The following is a 20,948-nucleotide window of genomic DNA, read 5'->3' as shown; positions in this document are numbered from 1 at the left end:
TCTTTGTTATCACTTATATCAAACGAATCTAAGCATAATGAACGCTAAATTTAATAAATTTCTTTCTTTTATTCGCATCATTCTCAAAAGGCCGAGTTTAATCAATATTATTTTAGACAGTCCGCTTGTGGTTGAAGAAAAATTTAAAAAACATTATCCTAATTTTCCTTCATTGCCTCAGATCGATCTAGACCAGTTAAGTCAGGAAATCCCTAAAAATATTGACACTTTTATTCTTGACGGTGGTTCACTGATTACAGATCTTCAACTGCTTTCTGCACTTTCTGCCAGAAAAGATGTACATTCTTACCTTGAAATCGGTACTTGGCGTGGTGAAAGTGTACATAACGTAGCCAAGCATATTGATGACTGCACGACGATTAACCTTTCTAAAGAGGAAATGAAATCCATGGGATTAAGTCCCGAATATGCAGAACAGCACGCTATTCTTTCATCTAAAAATCCTAAAATTCTTCACCTTGGAACCAATACCAAAACCTTTGATTTTGCCTCACTGAACAAAAAATATGATTTAGTTTTTATCGATGGTGATCACAGCTATGAAATGGTTTTGAATGACACCCGAAAAGTATTCAAACATCTTCTGCATGAGCATTCTATCGTTGTGTGGCACGACTATGCATACAGTCCGCAAAATATACGTCATGAGGTTTTCCAGGCGATTTTAGACGGTGTGGGAAGTCAGAATCATTCTTACCTCTATCATCCGAAAAATACCATTTGTGCCGTTTTTATTAAAGCTAAATTGAAATCTTCTGCATTTAATAAAATGAAAGAGCCCGAAAGTATATTTACCGTTGAAATTGAAAAGAACAAATTTTCTTAACTAACAGCTATTAAACTTTAATTAAATTCCGAAAACAGCATTATACGATTGTTCGTCGCTGCTAAGTTTTTTGATGATTTTGTAATTGAATTTACGAAGCAGATTAATGATTTCAACTTCATTATGCCCGGAATCCTGTAAAGTTTTATGGTTGATTTCGATTAAAATCTGAGGTTTTATTTCAGTCAGTATTTTTGTCATTCCTAAAAGCGCATCATATTCACTTCCTTCAATATCAATTTTAATCAGCGCAATTTTATTAATATTATGATCATCTGAATATTGATCTAAAGTAGTACACTCTACAACTTCATTTGAAGTAAAATCTTTCAGAAATGCAGATGCCATCCCAATATTCCGATCCTTTTCATTATACAGAATTTCAATCGTAGAATTCTGATTGGAAATTGCTTTGTTTTCCGGAATAATATTTTCAAACTTATTAATTGAAATGTTTTCTTTGAACTGTCTATAATTAGAAGGAAATGCTTCAAACGCATATACTTTTCCTTTTTCACCCACTATTTCCGAAGCATTGAGTGAGAAAAGTCCGATGTTGGCTCCTATATCGATAAATACATCTCCTGGTTTAAGAAATTCGGTTACATAATCGATTTCAGGTTTTTCATAATCACCTAAGAAATATAACTGCTGCTGTATCCAGTCAGACAAATTCACATGAATTTTTATACTTTTTCTGTACAGAATCTGTTCTTTTACACCCGAAAAAAGTTGATATGGATTAAAAATATGCTTATGAAATCCAAAATATTTTTCCCTTAAAAAAGGAATTTTAAATAAGATTCTGAATAATCCGGCTGTCAATTTCCCCACTGTTTAAAAATTATTTGATCCCTGCAGCCCAGCTTCTGTTGAAAGGAAGTAAGAAATTACCCAAAAATTCTAAGTAAGTATTTTTAGAAAAATCAAAAACTTCAATTTCTTTAGATAATTCGCCGCTTCTCACTTTGTTTTTAAAGTCTAAAAGTTTCAGTGTTTTAACCTCACCATTTTCTATGAAGCTCGCTTTCATACGGTCAAATAATCCCAATTGATATTCTTCGTCTATCTCTCTCATTATTTTACCTAAAGCATCCATACTGCAGCCGGAAGCCATTTCTTTTTCTTCGTCTACACAGATAACGATAAATTGATTTTTCTCAATTTTAAAAGATGATGAAAGCGGTTTTCCGTGAGCGGCCCAGCCTGCCAAGAAATCATATAATCTTTCAGTAATTGCTTTTGCCTCTTTCGTTGTAAAAGCTCTTGACGCAGGATAAATAATCACTCTGTAATCTTCAGCTTCTACTATATTTGATTCTTCTATTTTCATATGTATTCATTGTTTTAATGGTCAAATAAGCCTATTTTTCATTGTTCCTGAGAATCAAAAACAACGATATCATTTTTATTTAACCCTATCTTAAATAACAAAATTACGCAATTTTATTGATTCAAATGACACCAAAAAAAACTCAGGAACAATCCTGAGTTTAGTATAATTTTTAAAAAGTAAAACCTATAAATCTTCAGCCTCAGCCAAAAGTTCTACAATATCTTTTACTTCAACTTCAGTATTTTTATTGAAATGTTTTACACCGTCTGTCAACATGGTATTACAAAACGGACAACCAGTTGCAATAATTTTTGGCTCGAAAGATAAAGCTTCTTCCGTTCTTTCAATGTTGATGTCTTTATTTCCTTTTTCAGGTTCTTTAAACATCTGCGCTCCCCCTGCCCCACAACATAGTCCGTTGGTTTTGCAACGTTTCATTTCTACTAGTTCTGCATCAAGCTTCTCTAAAAGCATTCTTGGCGCTTCGTATTCACCGTTTGCTCTTCCTAGATAACAAGGATCGTGAAATGTAATTTTTTTTCCTTTAAAAGCACCACCCTCAATTTTCAATCTTCCTTCTTCCATCAGCTGCTTCAAGAACTGCGTATGATGAATCACTTCAAAATTCCCGCCTAAACTTGGATACTCGTTTTTCAAAGTGTTAAAACAGTGTGGACAAGCCGTTACAATTTTCTTCACATCATAGGCATTCAGAACTTCAATGTTCGTCATTGCCATCATCTGGAAAACAAACTCGTTTCCGGCACGTTTAGCAGGATCACCTGTGCAGCTTTCTTCCTGTCCGAGGACAGCAAACTCAACCCCGATTTTATTCAGAATCTTACAGAATGCTTTGGTAATTTTTTTCGCTCTGTCGTCAAAACTTCCAGCACAGCCCACCCAAAATAAAACTTCGGGCGATTTTCCTTCGGCAGCATATTCTGCCATTGTTTTTATAGTGAAATCCATTTTATTGTAAAATGTATTTTGTTTTAATATGAATTTAAATTTTAAAAATAATTAATCATTTGCCCAATTAAGACGATCGGCCTGATTGTACTGCCAAGGTGCAGCATTATTTTCTACATTGGTCATCATCAGATTCAATTCTTGCGGAGCCGCAGACTGTTCCATCACTAAGAATCTTCTCATTTCAAAAATGATAGATAAAGGATCTAACAGTACCGGACAAGCTTCTGTACAAGCGTTGCAAGTCGTACAAGCCCAAAGTTCTTCCTTCGTGATATAATCGTTTAGTAATTTTTTACCGTCGTCTTCAAACTTTCCGTTTTTATCTATATTTCTTCCGACTTCTTCCAGACGATCTCTGGTTTTCATCAAAATCAATCTCGGCGATAATTTTTTACCTGTAATATTCGCAGGACAAACTGAGGTACAACGACCACATTCTGTACAGGAATAGGCATTTAACAGCTGTACCTGATTTAAATCAAAAATATCTTCCGCACCAAATTTTGACGGAGCCTCTTCAACTGCACCCTCAGCAGGAGCTGCATAAGGATCAGCATTCGGATCCATCATTAATTTGATTTCTGCCGTAACTGAATCTAAATTATTAAACTTTCCGTACAAATCTAAATTGGCATACCAAGTACTCGGAAAGGCTAAGATAATATGCAAATGTTTTGAGTAATAAAGGTAATTCATGAAGAACAGAATTCCTACAAAGTGTAACCACCACGCAGATCTCTCAACGAAAACTAAAAAACCATTATCAAAACTGAAAATCTCTAAAAAAGGCACCAACGTCATTTCACTAATCGTGAAACTTCCATGTTCTGCTAAAACACCTTTATGCTGCAAGATCAAATCTGAAGAATTCATGGTAAAGAAAAATACCATCAACGCAAATTCGATGATCAAAATCCAATTGGCGTCATTTTTTGGCCATCCGAAAAGTTCTTTCATTGTTAATCGCTTAACACCGTAGAAATTTCTCCGAATGAAAAATAGTACGACACCAATAACAACTAAAAGTGCTAAAACTTCAAGAGTCGCGGTGAAAATATTGTAAAAAGTATGTCCGAAAACGGTTGCCAAAAAACGGTGCGTTCCGAAAATTCCGTCCACTATAATTTCTATTAGCTCGATGTTGATAATCACAAAACCCACATACACAAAAAGGTGAAGAATACCTGCCACAGGTCTTTTCACCATTCTGCTTTGACCCATTGCTACACGAGCCATCGTTTCCCAACGTTCAGATTTTCTGTCGCTGCGGTTTATTTCTCTTCCGAGTCTGATATTTCTATAAATCTTAAAAAGGCTTTTTCCGAATAGCCCAAAACCGGCAATTAATAGAATCAGAAAAATGATATTGTCAAGATGTTGCATAAGGATGATTAGTCTTTACTGTTCTTACCAAACACAGAGAAATTTACATATTTCTTAGGATTGGCTTTTAAATCTTCAATCAATGAATTTAGATTGTTTGACGCTGCATTAAGGTTATTATACAACTGGTCATCTTTCATAATCTTGCCTAAACTTCCCTCACCTCTGTCAATGCCAGAAACTACTTTATTAAGCTGCCCAACCGTATTGTCTAAATTAGCAATCGTGGCATTTAACTTTTGTGTATCAATGCTTTCAGCTAAATTACCATATTTGTCTAAAGTAACTTTACCGCTCTTCATCGTAAGGCTTGCCTCATCAAGAACTTTTTGAAGTTTAGGGTCATTATTTCCAACTAATCTATTTACACTTCCTGCGGTAGTTTCTAATGCGCCCACGGTTTTGTTAAGATTATGAAGAAGAATTTTAATTTCTTCTCTGTTTTGCTCATTCATTACCTGATTAGCATTTACCATTAGAGAATCTACTCTGTGCAATACAGTCTGCAACTGATCTTTTACAGGGCCAACCTGAGAAGAGAGGCTGTTCATCATACCCAATTTGAAAGCACCCTTTAGGGTATCTCCATCTTTGGCACTAGGACCTCCGTAAAACAAATTTACTCTCATCTCTTTACCTCCCATCAAGCTTGGCTCGAAAATCTCAAGGCTTGAATTTTTTGAAAATTCAAAATTATCATCAACAGTAACTTTTACAATGAAATGAATTTTTCCATCTTTTGATGTCTGCGGAATGATCTTATCTACCTGACCAACCTTTAACCCATTAATGGAAACCGGTGAAGACTGTGCAAGACCTTCAACGTTATCATATTTTGCGTAAAATATATTATCTGTAGTAAAAAGGCTTCTACCTTTCATGAATTGGAACAAAATGACAAAGCCGATAACAGCTAAAATCGCTATTAAACCAGCCTTTATTTCTTTACTGAACTTCACTTTTTATATTTTTTCTAGTAAGCAAATATAATACATTTAAATTAATGTTTTTCTTTATTGCTATGGGTTAAACACAAAAAAAGTGGCAAAAACTCTGCCACTTTTAATATTGTTGATTTTAGATCTTCTATTGTTGATTTCCAAGCTTACTCCATATCTCGATTCTGTAATCATCGATATCTGCGTTATCCTGTAAACTCTTCAACCACGCCTGACCAAACATTCCAGCATTTCTCTGTGTAACAGATTCTGTAAACTGCTTAACATCTCCCGGCTGTTTGTTGGTAGTCTCGTTCTTTTTCACCAAAACATAAACTCCGGTTCCACCTTCGATTACATTTGAGATTGCTCCTTTTTTAACACCGAATGCAGCACCTGCAACTTTAGGTTCCATTGCACCAGCAACTGAAGGGTTCAGTAAGTTTACTTGTGCAGACTGCTTAGTCGTAGCAAAAGTTTTTGCCACTTGATCTAAGCTTGTCGCTTTACCAATCTTGTCAGAAATCTTTTTAGCTGCCAATTTATTCATAACAACCGTTTCAATCTGATCTCTTACCGATTCAGGATCAGCAAGCCCTTTTTCCTGTTTTCCGTTTAAGTAAACAACGATCTTATCTCCTGTTCCTTCAACTGTGAAGATTTCAGAATCTCCTTTTTCTCTTTTCTTATCAAAAGCCCAAGTAAGGATTTCTCCGTCTTTATCGGTTCCTAAACCTTGTAACTGACCGTCAAATCTTTTTGCAGATTTTGCGTTTGAGTATTGGTAGTTTGATTTTTTAGCAATATTCACAAAATCATTGAATGACTTCCCTTGAACCTGCTGAATAAATCTTCTTGAGTTTTTATCAACTACCGCCTCGGTAGCTTCAGAAGGTTTGATTGTTTTCACCAAGTGAGCTACTTTATAACCCATTGCCCCAGCTTTCTTATCTTCAACATTAATAATATGGTAACCGAAACTTGTTTCAGTAAGACCTGTAGCTCCTTTTGCATTGTTTGCTAAGAATGCTAAATATGGTGGAGCAAACTGACTCTGAGGAGTCGTCCAACCCACACTACCATTTCTTTCAACAGCACCAGGCTCATCAGACAATTTAAGCCCCTCCGCAAATTTTGCAGGATTTCCTTTGATAGCAGCCATTAAGCTGTCAGCAATTTTCTTTGCTTCTTCTTTAGATCTTGTAGCTGTAGATCTTTCTGCACCTTTGTAAGAAATTAAGATATGCTTAGACAAAGTAGAATCTGAAGCTTTTTTGTCTACCAACTTAGAAACCACATATAAATTTTGTTCTTTGTATGGACCAAAAGTCTGACCGATAGCAGCTGTCTCAATTTTCCCCTGTACACCTTGAGGCATTTGATTAGCTGGAACATATTGATTATTGAAAGGAATATCAGAATTTGTTGCTACAAACATAGAATCGTTTGTCGTATTCACGAAATTTTCTTTTCCACCACTTTCGTCTGTTCCTACTGAGTATAATTTTGTAATATCTTTCAATACAGCAGCATCATCCGCAGGACTTGGCTGTGAAGGGAAAAATACGATACCAAGATTTCTGCTAGGTTCAGTTTTGAACATCACAGGATGTTGATCAATATATTTTTTTAAATCTTCAGTAGTAACTTTAATTTTGTTTTTTTGAAGATATGAAGCATAATCAACTTTAACGAAATCAATATCAGCAAGCTGATCTCTTTCTTTCATCAATTCTTCAGCCTCTTTCTTACCAGTAGTGATCCCTGTAGAAATATTAGCAAAAACCTGTCTTGCCATGATTCTGTACTCAATTGTCTTTCTGGTTTTCAGCCACAAATTGTATTGTTCAGGATTTGTATTTTTTATGGTCTCGATGTTCTTTTTAAGCTCCATCGTTTTAAAATTACCTTTTTCATCTCTCATGTCCTGGCTTTGTGCAAACATTTGATCAAACTGAATCTGATTCCAGAACAAATCGTCTGTCATCTCGAATCCCATTTTTTCAAATTGCTGTTTTACCAATTTTGACTGCACAAGCAATTGCCAAGCCTGCTCTTCAAGTCCGTTTTTTGGCTGCTGTTGCTGCTCAGCTTGCTGTTGTAATACGAAAAGCTGGTCATTATACTCCTCACGGGTTATTTTTTCACCATTTACTTTTCCTAAAACATCAGGATTTTTTCCAAAAACTTTATCGAGACTTTCTGGGTTTACCAAAAACGCCAAAAGCGCCAATGCGATCATTCCCATCAAAAGCCAAGGTCTACTCCTAATCTGTCCTAAAATTGCCATTTTATAAATATAGTTTTATATCAGTGTGCGAAAATACACATTTTTAAGAAATTACAGAAATATAAGATGGTTTTTTAATTTTTAAAATTTAAATACATCTAAAATGGAAATTTTGACCGTATTTTTTATCGAAAAGCAAATGGCATAAGTATTGTGAAAATTACATATACATTATATGTAGTGCTTTTGCCGAACATATTTTGATTTTATCCTTTAACGATTAAAACTATAAATGACAATTTGTCATTTAACTTATTATGACAGAATTTGAAGATATAAATTTTGAGGAAATCTTGGGCGATGGATTTGATATTGTGACCGAAGAAATCAATCTTTCTGATATTGATGAAACCGCAAAAAACTCTGAGCAGGTTATTTTCCCGATACTTCCGGTAAGAAATATGGTGATGTTTCCTAATGTTGTGATTCCTATTACTGCTGGAAGAAAAACATCAATTCAACTCCTTGAGGAAGCACAACAAAACGGTGATTTTATTGGAATTGTAAGCCAGAAAAACTCTGATATCGAACAACCTACGGAAAAAGACTTTCACCAGACCGGAACTTTAGCCAAAATCATTAAAATCATTAAACTGCCGGAAGGAAATGTTACAGCAATCACCAAAGGTTTCCACCGATTTAAGATTAAAAAAATAACGGATAGCCAACCTTATTTTAAAGCAGAAATCACAAGACTAAAAGATGCTAAAGCAAAAAACAAAGAAGAGTACGAAGCATTACTTGAAAATGTAAAAGATTTAGCTTTAAAAATAATTGAACTCGATCCAAACATTCCTAATGCTGCCAATTTTGCAATCAAAAACATCAATAACAACGATGACTTATTGAATTTCATCTGCACCAACGCCAGTTTTCCTTACGCAGAAAAACAAAAACTTCTGGAGGAAAAAAGCCTTATGGAAAGAGCCAAAAAGTGCTATGAAATGATGCACGAAGATTTCAGAAAGCTGGAATTGAGAAATCAGATTCATCAGAAAACGTCAAAGGATCTTGATAAGCAGCAGAGAGAATATTTCTTAAACCAACAGATAAGAACGATTCAAGATGAATTGGGAGGTGGCCCTGAAAGCGATGTCGAAGATTTGCTAAAAAAAGGCAGCGAAAAAAAGTGGAAACCGGAAGTTGAAGAACATTTTCAAAAAGAAATCGGAAGACTTCAACGCCAAAATCCGAATTCTCCTGACTACAATGTTCAGAGAAATTATCTGGATTTCTTTACAGATCTTCCTTGGGAAACGTTTACCAAAGACACATTTGATATTGAAAAAGCTGAAAAAGTTTTAGATAAAGCTCATTTCGGTTTAGAAGACATTAAGAAAAGAATTTTGGAGCACATGGCTGTTTTAAAATTGAAAAATAACATGAAATCTCCTATCCTACTATTAGTAGGGCCTCCGGGCGTAGGTAAAACTTCACTTGGGAAATCTGTTGCCGATGCTTTGGGAAGAAAATATGTACGAGTTTCTTTAGGTGGACTTCATGACGAAAGCGAAATCCGTGGTCATAGAAAAACCTATATTGGTGCGATGGCAGGAAGAATTCTTCAATCCATTAAAAAATCTGGAACATCAAACCCCGTGATTGTTTTAGACGAAATCGATAAAGTAGGAAAAGGAATGCATGGCGATCCGAGTTCGGCTCTGCTTGAAGTTCTTGATCCAGAACAAAATAATGCTTTCTACGACAATTTCCTTGAAATGGGTTACGATTTATCTAAAGTGATGTTTTTGGCTACGGCAAACTCTTTGTCAACCATCCAAACTCCACTTTTGGACAGAATGGAGATCATTCAGATTGCGGGTTATACTTTGGAGGAAAAGATTGAGATTGCCAAGAGACATTTAATTAAAAAACAACAGGAAGAAAACGGTTTGACCGCAAAATCTTTCAAGCTTGGAAATGCTGAATTAAAACATATCATCGAAGCACATACTTCAGAAAGCGGTGTAAGAACTTTAGAAAAAAGAATTGCAGGAATCGCTCGCTGGGTAGCCCTTCAAACTGCTATGGTGAAAGATTATGATGCAAAAATCACAATAGAAAAAGTTGACGAAATTTTAGGCGTTCCAAGACCGAAAAGCTTGTCTGAATTGACAGATGTTCCTGGCGTAGTAACCGGATTGGCATGGACGAGCGTTGGTGGAGACATTCTCTTCATTGAAAGTATTACCAGCACAGGAAAAGGAAATCTTACGATGACCGGAAATTTGGGAACCGTGATGAAAGAATCTGCAACGATTGCTTTGGAATACATAAAAGCTAAACATGAAGATTTAGGTATTACAGAGGATGATTTAGAAAAGAAAAATATTCACGTTCACGTTCCTGAAGGTGCAACTCCTAAAGACGGACCTTCAGCCGGAATTGCAATGCTGACTTCTATGGTCTCTACTTTCAGAAATAAAAAAGTAAGACCTCATTTGGCAATGACAGGTGAAATTACGCTGAGAGGAAAAGTACTTCCTGTAGGCGGAATTAAAGAAAAACTCCTTGCTGCAACAAGAGCCGGAATTAAAGAAGTAATCTTGTGTGAAGCCAACAGAAAGGATGTAGAAGAGATCAAACAGGATTATCTAAAAAATCTGAAAGTAAATTATGTGAATTGGATGACTGAGGTTCTTGAACTCGCCATCGAAAAATAAATTTTCATTAATAAAATTTAAAACCTCATCATAACGGTGAGGTTTTTGTTATGTTTGGAAAAACTTTATCATGAATTTTTTCAAAATTCCTTTTCTTCTCAAGATTACCCTTGCCGTGATTTCTATTATAGGAATCGGATATCTGATCAATCTCGGACAAAGTATTCTGGCTCCGTTCTTTTTGGCGTTTTTAATGGCAATGCTTTTTTTGCCTGTTGCTAATTTTTTTGAGAAATCACTGAAATTTCCAAGATCAATTTCTACCATAGTTTCGGTTATGATGATGTTGGTTATTTTAACGGGGTTAATATTTTTCTTCGGTTCACAGATATCGAGTTTCAGCAGAGATGTACCTCATTTGACAAAACAGTTTAATTCGGTTTTTCACAATTTACAGACTTGGGTCTCTCATACTTTTAACGTAAAAATAGATGAACAGCTGGATTATCTTGATCAAGGCCTAGGCAAGCTTTTGTCTTCATCCGGAGTGATTTTAGGATTTACTTTTGGTATTTTTTCTTCAAGCTTAGGATTTTTAGCTTTTTTCATTTTGTTCTTTATTTTCATTTTAAATTACAGAAGGATCTTAAACAATTTCATTATTAATGTTTTTAATGAAAAGCATAAATCAAGTGTCCAGGAAGTAGTTTCTGAAGTAAGAATCATGACCAAGAGATACATTATCGGGCTCTCTCTTCAGGTGGTGATTGTTTCAGTTTTAACAACCACTGTTTTAACGATCTTAGAAGTAAAATATGCTATTCTATTAGGTGTTTTGACAGGTTTATTAAACGTTATTCCGTATATTGGAATTTGTATTTCCTTATTAATCTCGTGTTTTATTGCATTTGCTACTGGCACGGTTTCGACTTGCGTATATGTTGCCTTAGGATATGTCATCGTCCATGCTATTGACGGAAACATTGTTTTGCCATTTGTGGTGGGTTCAAAAGTAAAAATCAATGCACTGTTTTCATTTATCGGAATCCTTGTAGGAGAACATCTTTGGGGAATCTCCGGAATGTTCCTCTGTATTCCGGCCATTGCCATCATTAAAATTATTTTTGAAAGAGTGGAAGGGTTACAACCTTGGGGGAAACTTCTGGGAGAAGATGAAAAACCTCATAAAAAGAAGAAAACCTATAAAATATCTAAGAACATTACGTTAAAGGAAATGGATTAAAATATGCATAGTATGATTTTTTGAGAAATAAATTTTTCTTCAACGGATAAAATTTTTATTTAAATTTGATGAAAATCAATATCATGAAAATCGTAAAATTTATTATCTGTCTTCTTTTTGGACTGATGTTCGCCAATGCCGGTTTAGACAAATTTCTTCACTACATGCCCATGCCCGAAATCACACCCGAACAAATGAAAATTTTCGAGTCATTCAATCAGTTGCATTGGTTAATGCCTCTAGTGGGTGCTGTAGAAATTGTTGGCGGATTATTATTCATCTTTCCAAAAACAAGAGCATTAGGCGCAATTATTATTCTACCTGTGATGGTTGGAATTATCCTGCACATTTTCACCATAGACAAGTCTACAACGGGAATGTCAATTGCGTGTGTTCTTTTTCTTATCAACCTTTGGATGATTATCGATAACAAAGAAAAGTATAAAGCTTTAATTAGCTGAAAAACCTTTAATGGTCAATTGTGAATTTTATTTACAATTGACCCTTTATATTTCTATCATTTACATTTGATCACACAAATGCGCTAAACCCTGTAATCGACCTTCCAACGATTAGTGAGTTGATTTCTTTCGTTCCTTCGTAAGAATAAATAGCTTCTGCGTCTGCCACAAATCTCGCTACATTATACTCAAGCAGAATTCCGTTTCCGCCTAAAACCTCACGGGCTCGCGAAACAATATCCCGCGTTCTCATGGTGCAGAAAACTTTGGCCAGCGATGCGTGTTCGTCTTTCAAAATATCTTCATCCTGCATTTCAGACAGCCTGAAGACCATAGTCTGCATCGCAGTTAAGTTAGAAAGCATTTCTACCAAGTGTCCCTGAATCATTTGAAAAGAGGCAATTGGTTTTCCGAATTGCTCACGTGTTCTGGTGTAATCTAAAGCACTTTCATACGCTCCTCTTGCGCAGCCTGTCGCCATCCATGCAACTCCTGCTCTCGTCATTCTCAACACTTTTGCGGTATCTTTGAAAGAATTGGCATTTTGCAACCGGTTTTCTTCGGTTACTGTACAATCTTTTAATGTGATCAAACCATTCTGAACAATTCTCAACGCCATTTTTCCTTTGATTTTCTCAACAGAATATCCTGGGTTATCTTTTTCAACAATGAAACCTTTTACTTCGCCATCGCCTAAATCTCTTGCCCATATAATAATCAAATCTGCAAACGTTGCATTCCCAATCCACTTTTTCTGTCCATTTAAAACCCATCCTTCAGAAGTTTTTTTGCACGTAACCGTTAAACCTCCGGCTGCTCCCGAACCGACTTCTGGTTCTGTTAATCCAAAAGCTCCTATTTTCTCAAACTTCTGCATTTGTGGAAGCCATTTTTGTTTCTGTTCTTCTGAACCACAAATGTAAATTGAACCCATTGACAATCCTGACTGCACTCCGAAGAAAGTTGCTATTGAAGCATCAACTCTAGCCATTTCCATAGCAATAACACCTTCCATCAGAAAAGGCATTCCTTTACAGCCGTAACCATCATAAGTGACTCCACAGATATCGAGCTTTTGAAATTTCGGAATCAATTCGTGCGGAAACTCATCTCGTAACCAATAATGATTAACTAAAGGTTTCATTTCCTTTTCCATAAAATCTCTTACTTTCTGCTGAACCTCCCTTTGCTCGGGTGTCAAAGTGTGATAAATATCGTAGAAATCTCCATCAATCGGTGGCAGCTCTTTCTTTTTCTTATTTGGATCAAGCATTTTCATCATTCCCTTGAGCTGATTATCATCCAGCTTTGAGAAATTTTCCATGAGTTTGGGAAGATTTACTTTTTGTGAGATTTCGCCTAACTGATCAAAATCAATCGATTTAAATAATTCTATGGCGTTTCTGATTTTTGAAAAAGTTTTAGACATATTGATTTTGGTTTGATTTGTAAAATTTAAGCAAAAATCAATCCGAAATACCAGGCACACAGGCTTTACCTTTTTACAAAACATTGATTTTCAATAGTATAATTCTTTAATTTTATTTACAAATTTTTTACTTTTCATTTTCAAACATTACAAAGGTTTCGTTCTCAACTTTGAAGTAAGAAAAAAATTAAAAAATATCATATGAAAACGACTTACATCAAACTATCGATCTCCACAGCAATTTTATTCGGAATTTATTCTTGCAAAAAAGGAGAAGCTACAGCAAGTGATTATGAAATGTCAACTTCTGCAGATTCTGCTTCAGTAACCATTTCCGATAGTGTTTCATCAGTCGCAACGATATCTGTAAAAGACAAACAGTTTATCAAAACAGCGAACGTCAACATGGAAGTAAAAGATGTCTACGAAGCTACTACTTCAATAGAAAAATCGGTTCAGGAAATTGGTGGATTTGTGACAAACAGCAATCTTCAAAGCAATGTTGTTTCAGAAGAAACTTTTAATACTTCTAATGAAGCTGCAATGCTTGTCAAAAAATACCAGACTGAAAACACGATGAAGGTTCGTGTTCCCTCCAAAAAACTGGGTGACTTTTTAATCTTAATTAATGATAAAAAGCTTTTTTTAAATTCAAGAGTCATCAATGCTGAAGATGTAACCGCAACCATTAAATATGCTGAACTGGAAGGAAAAAGAATCAAGAAGACCAGTGAAAATATTTCAGAGCTTAAAATCACCAAAGACAAAGTGAAAATGAACGATGAAAATATGTCTGAGGAAAATCAACAGCAGCTCGCCAATATGGACGTAACTGATCATTTGAAATACAGCATAGTCGATATTTACATTAAAGAACCTAAACTTCGTATTGCAGAAATTGCCGTAACAAACTCACAAAATATCGACAATAAATATAAATTTAATTTCCTGTATGATGTGAAAAATGCTTTTGTGGAAGGGTTTTATTTGATTCAAAAAATTCTTGTGGGATTGGTTACCATTTGGCCTATTGTACTTATTGCTCTTATCATATTTTACTTTTACCGAAAAAACAAATCTAATAATAAAATTCAGCAAAAAACAAAAGAACACAATACGGCATCCTAACCTTTAGGTTATCAACATAGATTTTTCTGAGCCTTCGCTTTTGTGGAGGTTTTTATATTTAAAATCGTCTTTTCAAAATTTCAGGTTTCGTTTTATGAAGATGCAAAATCAGTTCGCCAAAAAGAGTATTTGCCCAGGCGAACCATGATCTTGTAAAGTCCTTGGGATTATGTACATCGAAAGATTCATGAATAAATCCGGTTCCTGCGTGGGTTGCTTTAAGGATTTTTAAAACTGAAATAATTTCTTCTTCATCATCAGTTGTAAGCGCCTGCATGATCAAACCCAAAGGCCAAATTTTATGTTCACCAATGTGTGGACCGCCGATTCCCTTGGCAAATTCCCCTTCGCTGTACCAAGGATTGGCTTTACTCAGCGAAAACTTTCTGGTATTCTGATAGACTTCATCATCTTTTGAAGCATAGCCCAAATAGGGGATTGAAAGCAAATTCGGAACATTCGCATCATCCATAAACAATGCATTTCCGAAACCATCAATTTCCAAGGCATAGATTTTCCCTGCTTCAGGATGATCTAAAATCGCATATTTCTGAATGGCGTCATCAACTTCTTGGGCTAAGTTTTTAAATTGAGAAGCCGAATTTTCCTCTTTTAAAACCTGAGAAAAAATCTCTGCAGTTTCACTCAAAGAAACGACAGCAAACATGTTCGAAGAAATCAAAAAAGGATAAAAAGTAGCATCATCAGAAGGCCTGAACATAGAATGAATCAAGCCCACTTTTTTAGTGGGATTTCCAAAACCTCCTGCAAATTGTGTATCTAAAGCATTTCCATTGGCCCGTTGAAATTTGTAAGGACCTTTTGAATCTTTTCTCTGCTGTTGTTTAAAGGTTTGTAAAATCAACAGCATCGCTTTTTTCCAGTCTCCATCAAAAACAGATGAATCTCCTGTCACCTTCCAATAATTACAAGAAAGACGCATCACGTAGCATAGCGAATCAACTTCCCATTTTCGCTCATGAATTCCGGGTTTCATTTCTGTTAAATCATCCTTCCATTCGCTAATTTTTGCAGCATCATCAAAAAAAGCATTGGCGTAAGGATCGAGCAGAACACATTCAACCTGTTTATTGATGACACCTTTCAGCAGATTTTTCAGTTTTTCATCTTCATTAGCCAGACTTAAATATGGGAAAACCTGCGCCGAAGAATCACGAAGCCACATCGCGTCGATATCTCCCGTAATCACGTATGTAAAAGGTTTATTATTTTTATGATAAAATTTCACCGTTGTATCAAGAGTGTTTGGAAAACAGTTTTCAAACATCCAGGCCAGTTCAGGATCTGTGATAGATTTTTTGATCGTTTTGATTGTATTTTCTACAGCGGCTGAAATGAATTTTCGGTCGCTTAATTTTGGTCTTTTCGAGACAAAATCCTTGTCAAATAAGAATGTAGCAGATGTCGGCAATGCAAATAAGCCTAATCCGAGCGATGATTTTTTGATAAAAGTTCTTCTACTTAGCATTTAAGGTAGATTTTTAAATATGAATATTTAAATCTAAGATTTTTTTACAATTCAGCATTAATTTCATTACATAGTGAATTCAAATAATTATTTTTGATCAAATTTTATTTAAAAAGATGAAAACCAAATTCTTAATTTTAATCAGCTTCCTGTATCCCCTTCTGATGTTCTCTCAGAAAATTAAAGTGATTGACGCAGAAAATCAAAAGCCAATTCCTTATGCTAAACTGATTTTAAAAGACAAAGATTATTACAAAAACACAGAAGAAAATGGAGAAACACTATTGGATAAAGGTGAAGAAATATCAGAAATTCAATCTTTTGGTTATGAAAATTTCAGAACGGAAAAATATCAGTCCGTGTATTTGCTGAAACCTAAATTTATTGAGATTGCTGAGGTGGAGATTGTGCGACCAAAATTTCAAAAAGCTTTTAAGTTAGGTATAATTAAGAATAACAGCATGGGTTTTTCTGCTTCCACTATGAGTTGGGTAGTCGTAGATTTATTTAAAGCTGATGTTTCTAATGAAAAACTTTTCATAAAAAAAATCAGAATACCCACAAAAGTCGAAAAAGCCATTAAAGAAGCAACCTTTAATCTTGTTTTTTACGATAATGAAGGTGGTAAACCATCAAAAGACAAAGTAAACAGCATATTGGTTACTTGTAAATCAGGTAAGAATATTACAGAAATTGATCTTTCTAAAACACCAATACAATTTCCTAAAAATGGTTTTTTCATAGGTTTTGAATGGATTGTAAATGAGCAAAATAAATTTACCTATATAACAGATATTAAATATCCTGATGGAAAACGCTTAAAAAATGTAATGCAACAAGGAATTGCTCCAAAATTTCAAGGATACGAGTCGGAGGCATCAAATATTTTTTCTTTTAGTGGGAATTTACAATGGAAAAATATTTTAAACAAAAAGAAAATCAATAATTCTAATTATAGTCTTTGTATCGAATTGGAACTCGCCAACTGATTTTTAATCCACAATAAACTTCATTGTCCGAAATTCCGTAAATTTGCAAATCATAATTTATCAAACGGAATTTTTGGAAAAGCTATTCGGATATATTCCTTAAAATTCTAATTCAAATTTAAAATATGCTATCTAAAATAAACCCAACCCAAACTAACAGCTGGAAAGCGCTTGACGAACATTTTGGAAACAATGATTTTGAACTGAGAAGTCTTTTTCAATCTAATCCAAATCGCTTTGAAGAGTTTTCTATCAAAAAAGAAAATTATTTATTTGATTATTCTAAAAACTTAATTGATTCTGGAACAAAAGAGCTTCTATTAAATTTGGCAGAAGAATGTCAGCTGAAGGATGCTATTTCTAAAATGTTTGCCGGAGATAAAATCAACGAAACAGAAGGAAGAGCTGTGTTACATACTGCCTTAAGAGATTTTTCTGATAAAGAAATTTTGGTTGACGGTGAGAATATCAAACCACAAATTAAAAAAGTTCTAGACCACATGAAAACTTTTTCTGAAAGCATTATTTCAGGAAATCACAAAGGTTTCAGCGGCAGAGAAATCACAGATGTCGTGAACATCGGAATCGGTGGTTCAGATTTGGGACCTGTGATGGTAGTTTCGGCTCTGAAACATTTTAAAACAAGATTAAATGTTCATTTTGTTTCTAATGTGGACGGAAATCATATCGCTGAAGTTGTTAAAGATCTTAATCCTGAAACAACTTTGTTCATCATAGCTTCTAAGACGTTTACGACTCAGGAAACGATGACGAATGCCAATTCAGCAAAAGATTGGTTCTTAAAAGCTGGAAAACAGGAAGATGTAGCAAAACACTTTGTAGCATTATCAACTAATGTTCAAGCAGTTAAAGACTTCGGAATTGCAGAAGAAAATATCTTCGAATTCTGGGATTGGGTTGGCGGAAGATATTCATTGTGGAGTGCAATCGGCTTAAGTATTGTACTTTCAGTTGGGTATGAAAATTTCGAACAACTATTAAAAGGTGCCGAGAATACAGATCAACATTTCCAGACGGCTGATTTTGCTGAAAACGTTCCCGTATTGATGGGACTTCTGGGAATTTGGTACCGTAATTTTTACGCTGCAACGACCTATGCAATTCTTCCGTATTCTCAATATCTTGACCGGTTTGCAGCATATCTGCAGCAAGGCGATATGGAAAGTAACGGAAAATGTGTTGACAGAAACGGAGAATTCGTAGAATATGAAACAGGACCAATCATCTGGGGTGAACCGGGAACTAATGGGCAGCACGCATTCTATCAATTGATTCATCAGGGAACTGAGTTGATTCCTGCAGATTTTATTGCCTATGCGAAGAGCCCAAACAAAGTTTCTGATCATCAGGATAAATTGCTGGCTAACTTTTTTGCACAAACCGAAGCGTTAGCTTTTGGTAAAAATGAAGAAGAAGCAGAGGCGGAATTAAAAGCATCAGGGAAATCTGAAGAAGAAATTGATTTCTTATTAAACTACAAAGTCTTCCAAGGAAACACCCCAACAAACTCCCTTGTAATCAAAGAATTAACTCCTTTTTCACTAGGACAACTAATTGCAATGTACGAACATAAAATCTTTGTGCAGGGAGTGATTTGGAACATTTTCAGTTTTGACCAGTTTGGTGTAGAATTAGGAAAAGTTTTAGCCAATAAAATTTTACCCGAATTGGAAAACAGTGAGGCTATCAGCTCTCATGACAGCTCTACGAATGGTTTGATTAATTATTACAAATCAAATAAATAAAAAGAAATTAGATAAATGTTTGATGAAATAATGAGCGTAAAATTCATCAAAATTTTATTTATTCTACATATAGGAAGTTTAATAAAGTAATAAAAGTAAAAATGGCAGAAATTCTTGACGGATTAAAAGTTTCCAAAGAAATAAAAGCAGAAATCAAGGTTGAAGTTGATAAAATTCGTGAAAGCAAAAGAAGAGCACCACATTTGGTAGCAATTCTTGTTGGAAACAATGGAGCAAGTAAGGCATATGTAAATGCTAAGGTGAAAGATTGTGAGGAAGTAGGATTTCAATCGAGCTTAGTAAAATTTCCAAGTACGGTTTCAGAATCTGAATTATTGGAAAAAATTGAAGAACTAAATAAAGATAAGTCAGTAGACGGATTTATCGTTCAGTTACCCCTACCAGATCAGGTAGATCAGGAGAAAATCATTAACGCAATTGATCCGAGAAAAGATGTTGATGGTTTCCATCCTACAAATTTCGGAAAAATGGCTCTGGAAATGGACACGTTTTTACCCGCTACCCCATTCGGAATATTAACCTTATTAGAAAGATATAATATCGAAACAAAAGGGAAAGACTGTGTGATTATTGGTAGAAGTAAGATTGTGGGACGACCTATGAGTATTTTAATGGGAAGAAAAGATTTCCCTGGAAATTCTACGGTAACTTTGACTCACTCATATACGAAAGACATTGAAGAATACACTAAAAAAGCTGATATCGTGATTACTGCTTTGGGAGATCCACACTTTTTGAAGGGTGAAATGATCAAAGACGGAGCGGTAATAGTTGACGTTGGTATTACCAGAGTAGATGATGATTCCCCAAAAGGATACTATCTTGCCGGTGACGTAGATTTTGACAGCTGTGCTGCAAAAGCAAGCTGGATTACACCTGTTCCGGGAGGAGTTGGTCCAATGACAAGAGCAATGTTGATGAAAAATACGATCATTGCTTACAAAACTTCAGTCTATAATGACTAATTTAAAATGGATTTAGTAGAAGACATATTATTAAAAGAAGGTAAAATGCTCCCGGTGATGGAGCATTTTTACACTATTCAGGGCGAAGGTGCGCATACCGGAAAAGCAGCGTACTTTATCAGACTTGGAGGTTGTGATGTAGGCTGTCACTGGTGTGATGTAAAAGAAAGCTGGGATCCTACACTTCACCCTTTGATGAATGCTGAGGAAATTGCAGAGACAGCTGCAAAACACTGCAAAATTGTTGTGTTAACAGGCGGTGAGCCATTGATGTGGAATTTAGATGTTTTAACCGGAAAGTTAAAGGAACTAGGCTGCACAGTTCATATCGAAACTTCCGGAGCCTATCCAATGAGCGGCCAGTTAGATTGGATTACTCTTTCACCCAAAAAAACAGGATTGCCGAAAGAAGAGATCTATCAAAAAGCTCACGAATTGAAAGTGATTGTTTTTAACAATAATGATCTGAAATTTGCTGAAGAACAGGCTGCAAAAGTTTCGAAAAACTGCAGACTTTATCTTCAGAGCGAGTGGAGTAAACGTGATGAAATATATCCGAAAATTACAGATTTCATTCTTGCAAACCCGCGCTGGCAGGCATCAGTACAGACCCATAAATATCTCAATATCCCCTAAATTCCCTTAAATCAGCTCTGTATCAACGTATAATAGATGCCAAGAAGATATTCAAGAGATTTAAAATTGATTATTATCCTGCTAACCTTTAGTTAATTTTAGGTATTTCTATTTTGTATCTCTTAAGCAGAAGTGGTGATATTATTATTTTTTTCGACATTGGTCTTAGTTTTGATTTGTTTTTGGCTGTTTCCTTTCATTGCATAATGATTAAAAAAGCCTGAAAGGATCTGTTTGTGCAGAAAAGGTGGGCGTCATGAAGAAGTTGAACCAATCCGGGTCATGTATGAATGTGGAAAGTGGTTTTCGTGGAGATTCAGAAAACAGGGAGGTCAGATGAATACATATTCTCGCAGATGCATTTATATCAGAAATACGGAGTTTGTTCTGGAAATAATTATCATCTTAAAACCATTCTTTTGGCACTTTTCGGTGATAAAAATGCAAAGTAA

General features: G+C 35.2%; 18 protein-coding genes. 10 read left to right on the top strand and 8 right to left on the bottom strand.

Features of this window, described 5'->3' with window-relative positions:
* The first annotated feature begins 37 nt into the window (after positions 1-37).
* A complete protein-coding gene (locus AR685_RS10175) occupies positions 38-847 on the top strand; it encodes a class I SAM-dependent methyltransferase (protein ID WP_047443539.1) in 810 nt (269 codons plus the stop codon).
* A gap of 21 nt (positions 848-868) precedes the next feature.
* Here AR685_RS10175 and AR685_RS10170 read toward each other — a convergent pair whose 3' ends face one another.
* The 6 genes from AR685_RS10170 to AR685_RS10145 form a co-directional block, all read right to left on the bottom strand.
* Positions 869-1,681 (bottom strand): FkbM family methyltransferase, encoded by an 813-nt coding sequence (locus tag AR685_RS10170; RefSeq protein WP_059124481.1) that lies wholly within the window; start codon positions 1,679-1,681, stop codon positions 869-871.
* A gap of 10 nt (positions 1,682-1,691) precedes the next feature.
* On the bottom strand, positions 1,692-2,180 hold the full coding sequence (locus AR685_RS10165) for a hypothetical protein (RefSeq protein WP_059124480.1): 489 nt from the start codon (positions 2,178-2,180) through the stop codon (positions 1,692-1,694).
* 186 nt (positions 2,181-2,366) lie between these two features.
* Positions 2,367-3,152, bottom strand: coding sequence for a (Fe-S)-binding protein (locus AR685_RS10160; RefSeq protein WP_047443537.1), 786 nt, complete (start codon positions 3,150-3,152; stop codon positions 2,367-2,369).
* A 51-nt stretch (positions 3,153-3,203) separates the two neighbouring features.
* The gene (locus AR685_RS10155) at positions 3,204-4,538 is read right to left on the bottom strand and encodes a (Fe-S)-binding protein (RefSeq protein ID WP_059124479.1); all 1,335 of its coding nucleotides are present in this window, start codon (positions 4,536-4,538) and stop codon (positions 3,204-3,206) included.
* 8 nt (positions 4,539-4,546) lie between these two features.
* Positions 4,547-5,497 (bottom strand): MlaD family protein, encoded by a 951-nt coding sequence (locus AR685_RS10150; RefSeq protein WP_047443535.1) that lies wholly within the window; start codon positions 5,495-5,497, stop codon positions 4,547-4,549.
* Positions 5,498-5,624: 127 nt separating this feature from the next.
* A complete protein-coding gene (locus AR685_RS10145; protein ID WP_059124478.1) occupies positions 5,625-7,766 on the bottom strand; it encodes a peptidylprolyl isomerase in 2,142 nt (713 codons plus the stop codon).
* A 257-nt stretch (positions 7,767-8,023) separates the two neighbouring features.
* Here AR685_RS10145 and lon point away from each other — a divergent pair, with 257 nt between their 5' ends.
* The 3 genes from lon (at position 8,024) to AR685_RS10130 (ending at position 12,073) form a co-directional block, all read left to right on the top strand.
* The gene (gene lon, locus AR685_RS10140) at positions 8,024-10,429 is read left to right on the top strand and encodes an endopeptidase La (protein ID WP_047443533.1); all 2,406 of its coding nucleotides are present in this window, start codon (positions 8,024-8,026) and stop codon (positions 10,427-10,429) included.
* A 70-nt stretch (positions 10,430-10,499) separates the two neighbouring features.
* Complete coding sequence (locus AR685_RS10135; RefSeq protein WP_059124477.1) at positions 10,500-11,612, top strand: AI-2E family transporter; 1,113 nt, start codon at positions 10,500-10,502, stop codon at positions 11,610-11,612.
* An 83-nt stretch (positions 11,613-11,695) separates the two neighbouring features.
* Complete coding sequence (locus AR685_RS10130; RefSeq protein ID WP_059124564.1) at positions 11,696-12,073, top strand: MauE/DoxX family redox-associated membrane protein; 378 nt, start codon at positions 11,696-11,698, stop codon at positions 12,071-12,073.
* Between the two features lie 70 nt (positions 12,074-12,143).
* Here the strand turns inward: AR685_RS10130 and AR685_RS10125 are convergent, their stop codons facing one another.
* Positions 12,144-13,502 carry an acyl-CoA dehydrogenase family protein gene (locus AR685_RS10125; protein ID WP_059124476.1) on the bottom strand — a complete coding sequence of 453 codons (1,359 nt, stop codon included), beginning with the start codon at positions 13,500-13,502 and terminating at the stop codon, positions 12,144-12,146.
* 201 nt (positions 13,503-13,703) lie between these two features.
* On the opposite strand from AR685_RS10125, the gene AR685_RS10120 reads away from it, so the two are divergent.
* On the top strand, positions 13,704-14,630 hold the full coding sequence (locus tag AR685_RS10120) for a DUF4349 domain-containing protein (protein WP_059124475.1): 927 nt from the start codon (positions 13,704-13,706) through the stop codon (positions 14,628-14,630).
* Positions 14,631-14,688: 58 nt separating this feature from the next.
* Here the strand turns inward: AR685_RS10120 and AR685_RS10115 are convergent, their stop codons facing one another.
* Positions 14,689-16,119 carry a glycoside hydrolase family 125 protein gene (locus tag AR685_RS10115; RefSeq protein ID WP_059124474.1) on the bottom strand — a complete coding sequence of 477 codons (1,431 nt, stop codon included), beginning with the start codon at positions 16,117-16,119 and terminating at the stop codon, positions 14,689-14,691.
* A 116-nt stretch (positions 16,120-16,235) separates the two neighbouring features.
* Here AR685_RS10115 and AR685_RS10110 point away from each other — a divergent pair, with 116 nt between their 5' ends.
* The 5 genes from AR685_RS10110 to AR685_RS18105 all read left to right on the top strand — a co-directional run bounded on the left by AR685_RS10110 (position 16,236) and on the right by AR685_RS18105 (position 20,948).
* Entirely contained in the window at positions 16,236-17,108 is an 873-nt protein-coding gene (locus AR685_RS10110) for a hypothetical protein (protein ID WP_059124473.1), read from the top strand.
* A 125-nt stretch (positions 17,109-17,233) separates the two neighbouring features.
* Positions 17,234-18,874, top strand: coding sequence for a glucose-6-phosphate isomerase (gene pgi, locus AR685_RS10105; protein ID WP_059124472.1), 1,641 nt, complete (start codon positions 17,234-17,236; stop codon positions 18,872-18,874).
* Positions 18,875-18,975: 101 nt separating this feature from the next.
* Positions 18,976-19,860: a bifunctional 5,10-methylenetetrahydrofolate dehydrogenase/5,10-methenyltetrahydrofolate cyclohydrolase gene (locus AR685_RS10100; RefSeq protein WP_047443526.1), complete on the top strand. Its 885-nt coding sequence runs from the start codon at positions 18,976-18,978 to the stop codon at positions 19,858-19,860.
* Between the two features lie 6 nt (positions 19,861-19,866).
* Positions 19,867-20,496 (top strand): 7-carboxy-7-deazaguanine synthase QueE, encoded by a 630-nt coding sequence (locus AR685_RS10095; RefSeq protein ID WP_059124471.1) that lies wholly within the window; start codon positions 19,867-19,869, stop codon positions 20,494-20,496.
* A gap of 308 nt (positions 20,497-20,804) precedes the next feature.
* On the top strand, positions 20,805-20,948 hold the full coding sequence (locus tag AR685_RS18105; RefSeq protein ID WP_165592807.1) for a hypothetical protein: 144 nt from the start codon (positions 20,805-20,807) through the stop codon (positions 20,946-20,948).

It is taken from the genome of Chryseobacterium sp. JAH, assembly GCF_001507335.1.
In the GTDB taxonomy this organism is placed as follows: Bacteria; Bacteroidota; Bacteroidia; order Flavobacteriales; family Weeksellaceae; genus Chryseobacterium.
The sequence above is the reverse complement of the archived record's forward strand: the minus strand, read 5'-3'. Positions and strand labels throughout refer to the sequence as shown.

Excerpts from the sequence above, each read along its gene's own strand:
- AR685_RS10175 (WP_047443539.1), top strand. The coding sequence starts at position 38 with ATGAACGCTAAATTTAATAAATTTCTTTCTTTTATTCGCATCATTCTC.
- AR685_RS10165 (WP_059124480.1), bottom strand. The coding sequence starts at position 2,180 with ATGAAAATAGAAGAATCAAATATAGTAGAAGCTGAAGATTACAGAGTG.
- AR685_RS10160 (WP_047443537.1), bottom strand. The coding sequence starts at position 3,152 with ATGGATTTCACTATAAAAACAATGGCAGAATATGCTGCCGAAGGAAAA.
- AR685_RS10155 (WP_059124479.1), bottom strand. The coding sequence starts at position 4,538 with ATGCAACATCTTGACAATATCATTTTTCTGATTCTATTAATTGCCGGT.
- AR685_RS10145 (WP_059124478.1), bottom strand. The coding sequence starts at position 7,766 with ATGGCAATTTTAGGACAGATTAGGAGTAGACCTTGGCTTTTGATGGGA.
- lon (WP_047443533.1), top strand. The coding sequence starts at position 8,024 with ATGACAGAATTTGAAGATATAAATTTTGAGGAAATCTTGGGCGATGGA.
- AR685_RS10135 (WP_059124477.1), top strand. The coding sequence starts at position 10,500 with ATGAATTTTTTCAAAATTCCTTTTCTTCTCAAGATTACCCTTGCCGTG.
- AR685_RS10130 (WP_059124564.1), top strand. The coding sequence starts at position 11,696 with ATGAAAATCGTAAAATTTATTATCTGTCTTCTTTTTGGACTGATGTTC.
- AR685_RS10125 (WP_059124476.1), bottom strand. The coding sequence starts at position 13,502 with ATGTCTAAAACTTTTTCAAAAATCAGAAACGCCATAGAATTATTTAAA.
- AR685_RS10120 (WP_059124475.1), top strand. The coding sequence starts at position 13,704 with ATGAAAACGACTTACATCAAACTATCGATCTCCACAGCAATTTTATTC.
- AR685_RS10115 (WP_059124474.1), bottom strand. The coding sequence starts at position 16,119 with ATGCTAAGTAGAAGAACTTTTATCAAAAAATCATCGCTCGGATTAGGC.
- AR685_RS10110 (WP_059124473.1), top strand. The coding sequence starts at position 16,236 with ATGAAAACCAAATTCTTAATTTTAATCAGCTTCCTGTATCCCCTTCTG.
- pgi (WP_059124472.1), top strand. The coding sequence starts at position 17,234 with ATGCTATCTAAAATAAACCCAACCCAAACTAACAGCTGGAAAGCGCTT.
- AR685_RS10100 (WP_047443526.1), top strand. The coding sequence starts at position 18,976 with ATGGCAGAAATTCTTGACGGATTAAAAGTTTCCAAAGAAATAAAAGCA.
- AR685_RS10095 (WP_059124471.1), top strand. The coding sequence starts at position 19,867 with ATGGATTTAGTAGAAGACATATTATTAAAAGAAGGTAAAATGCTCCCG.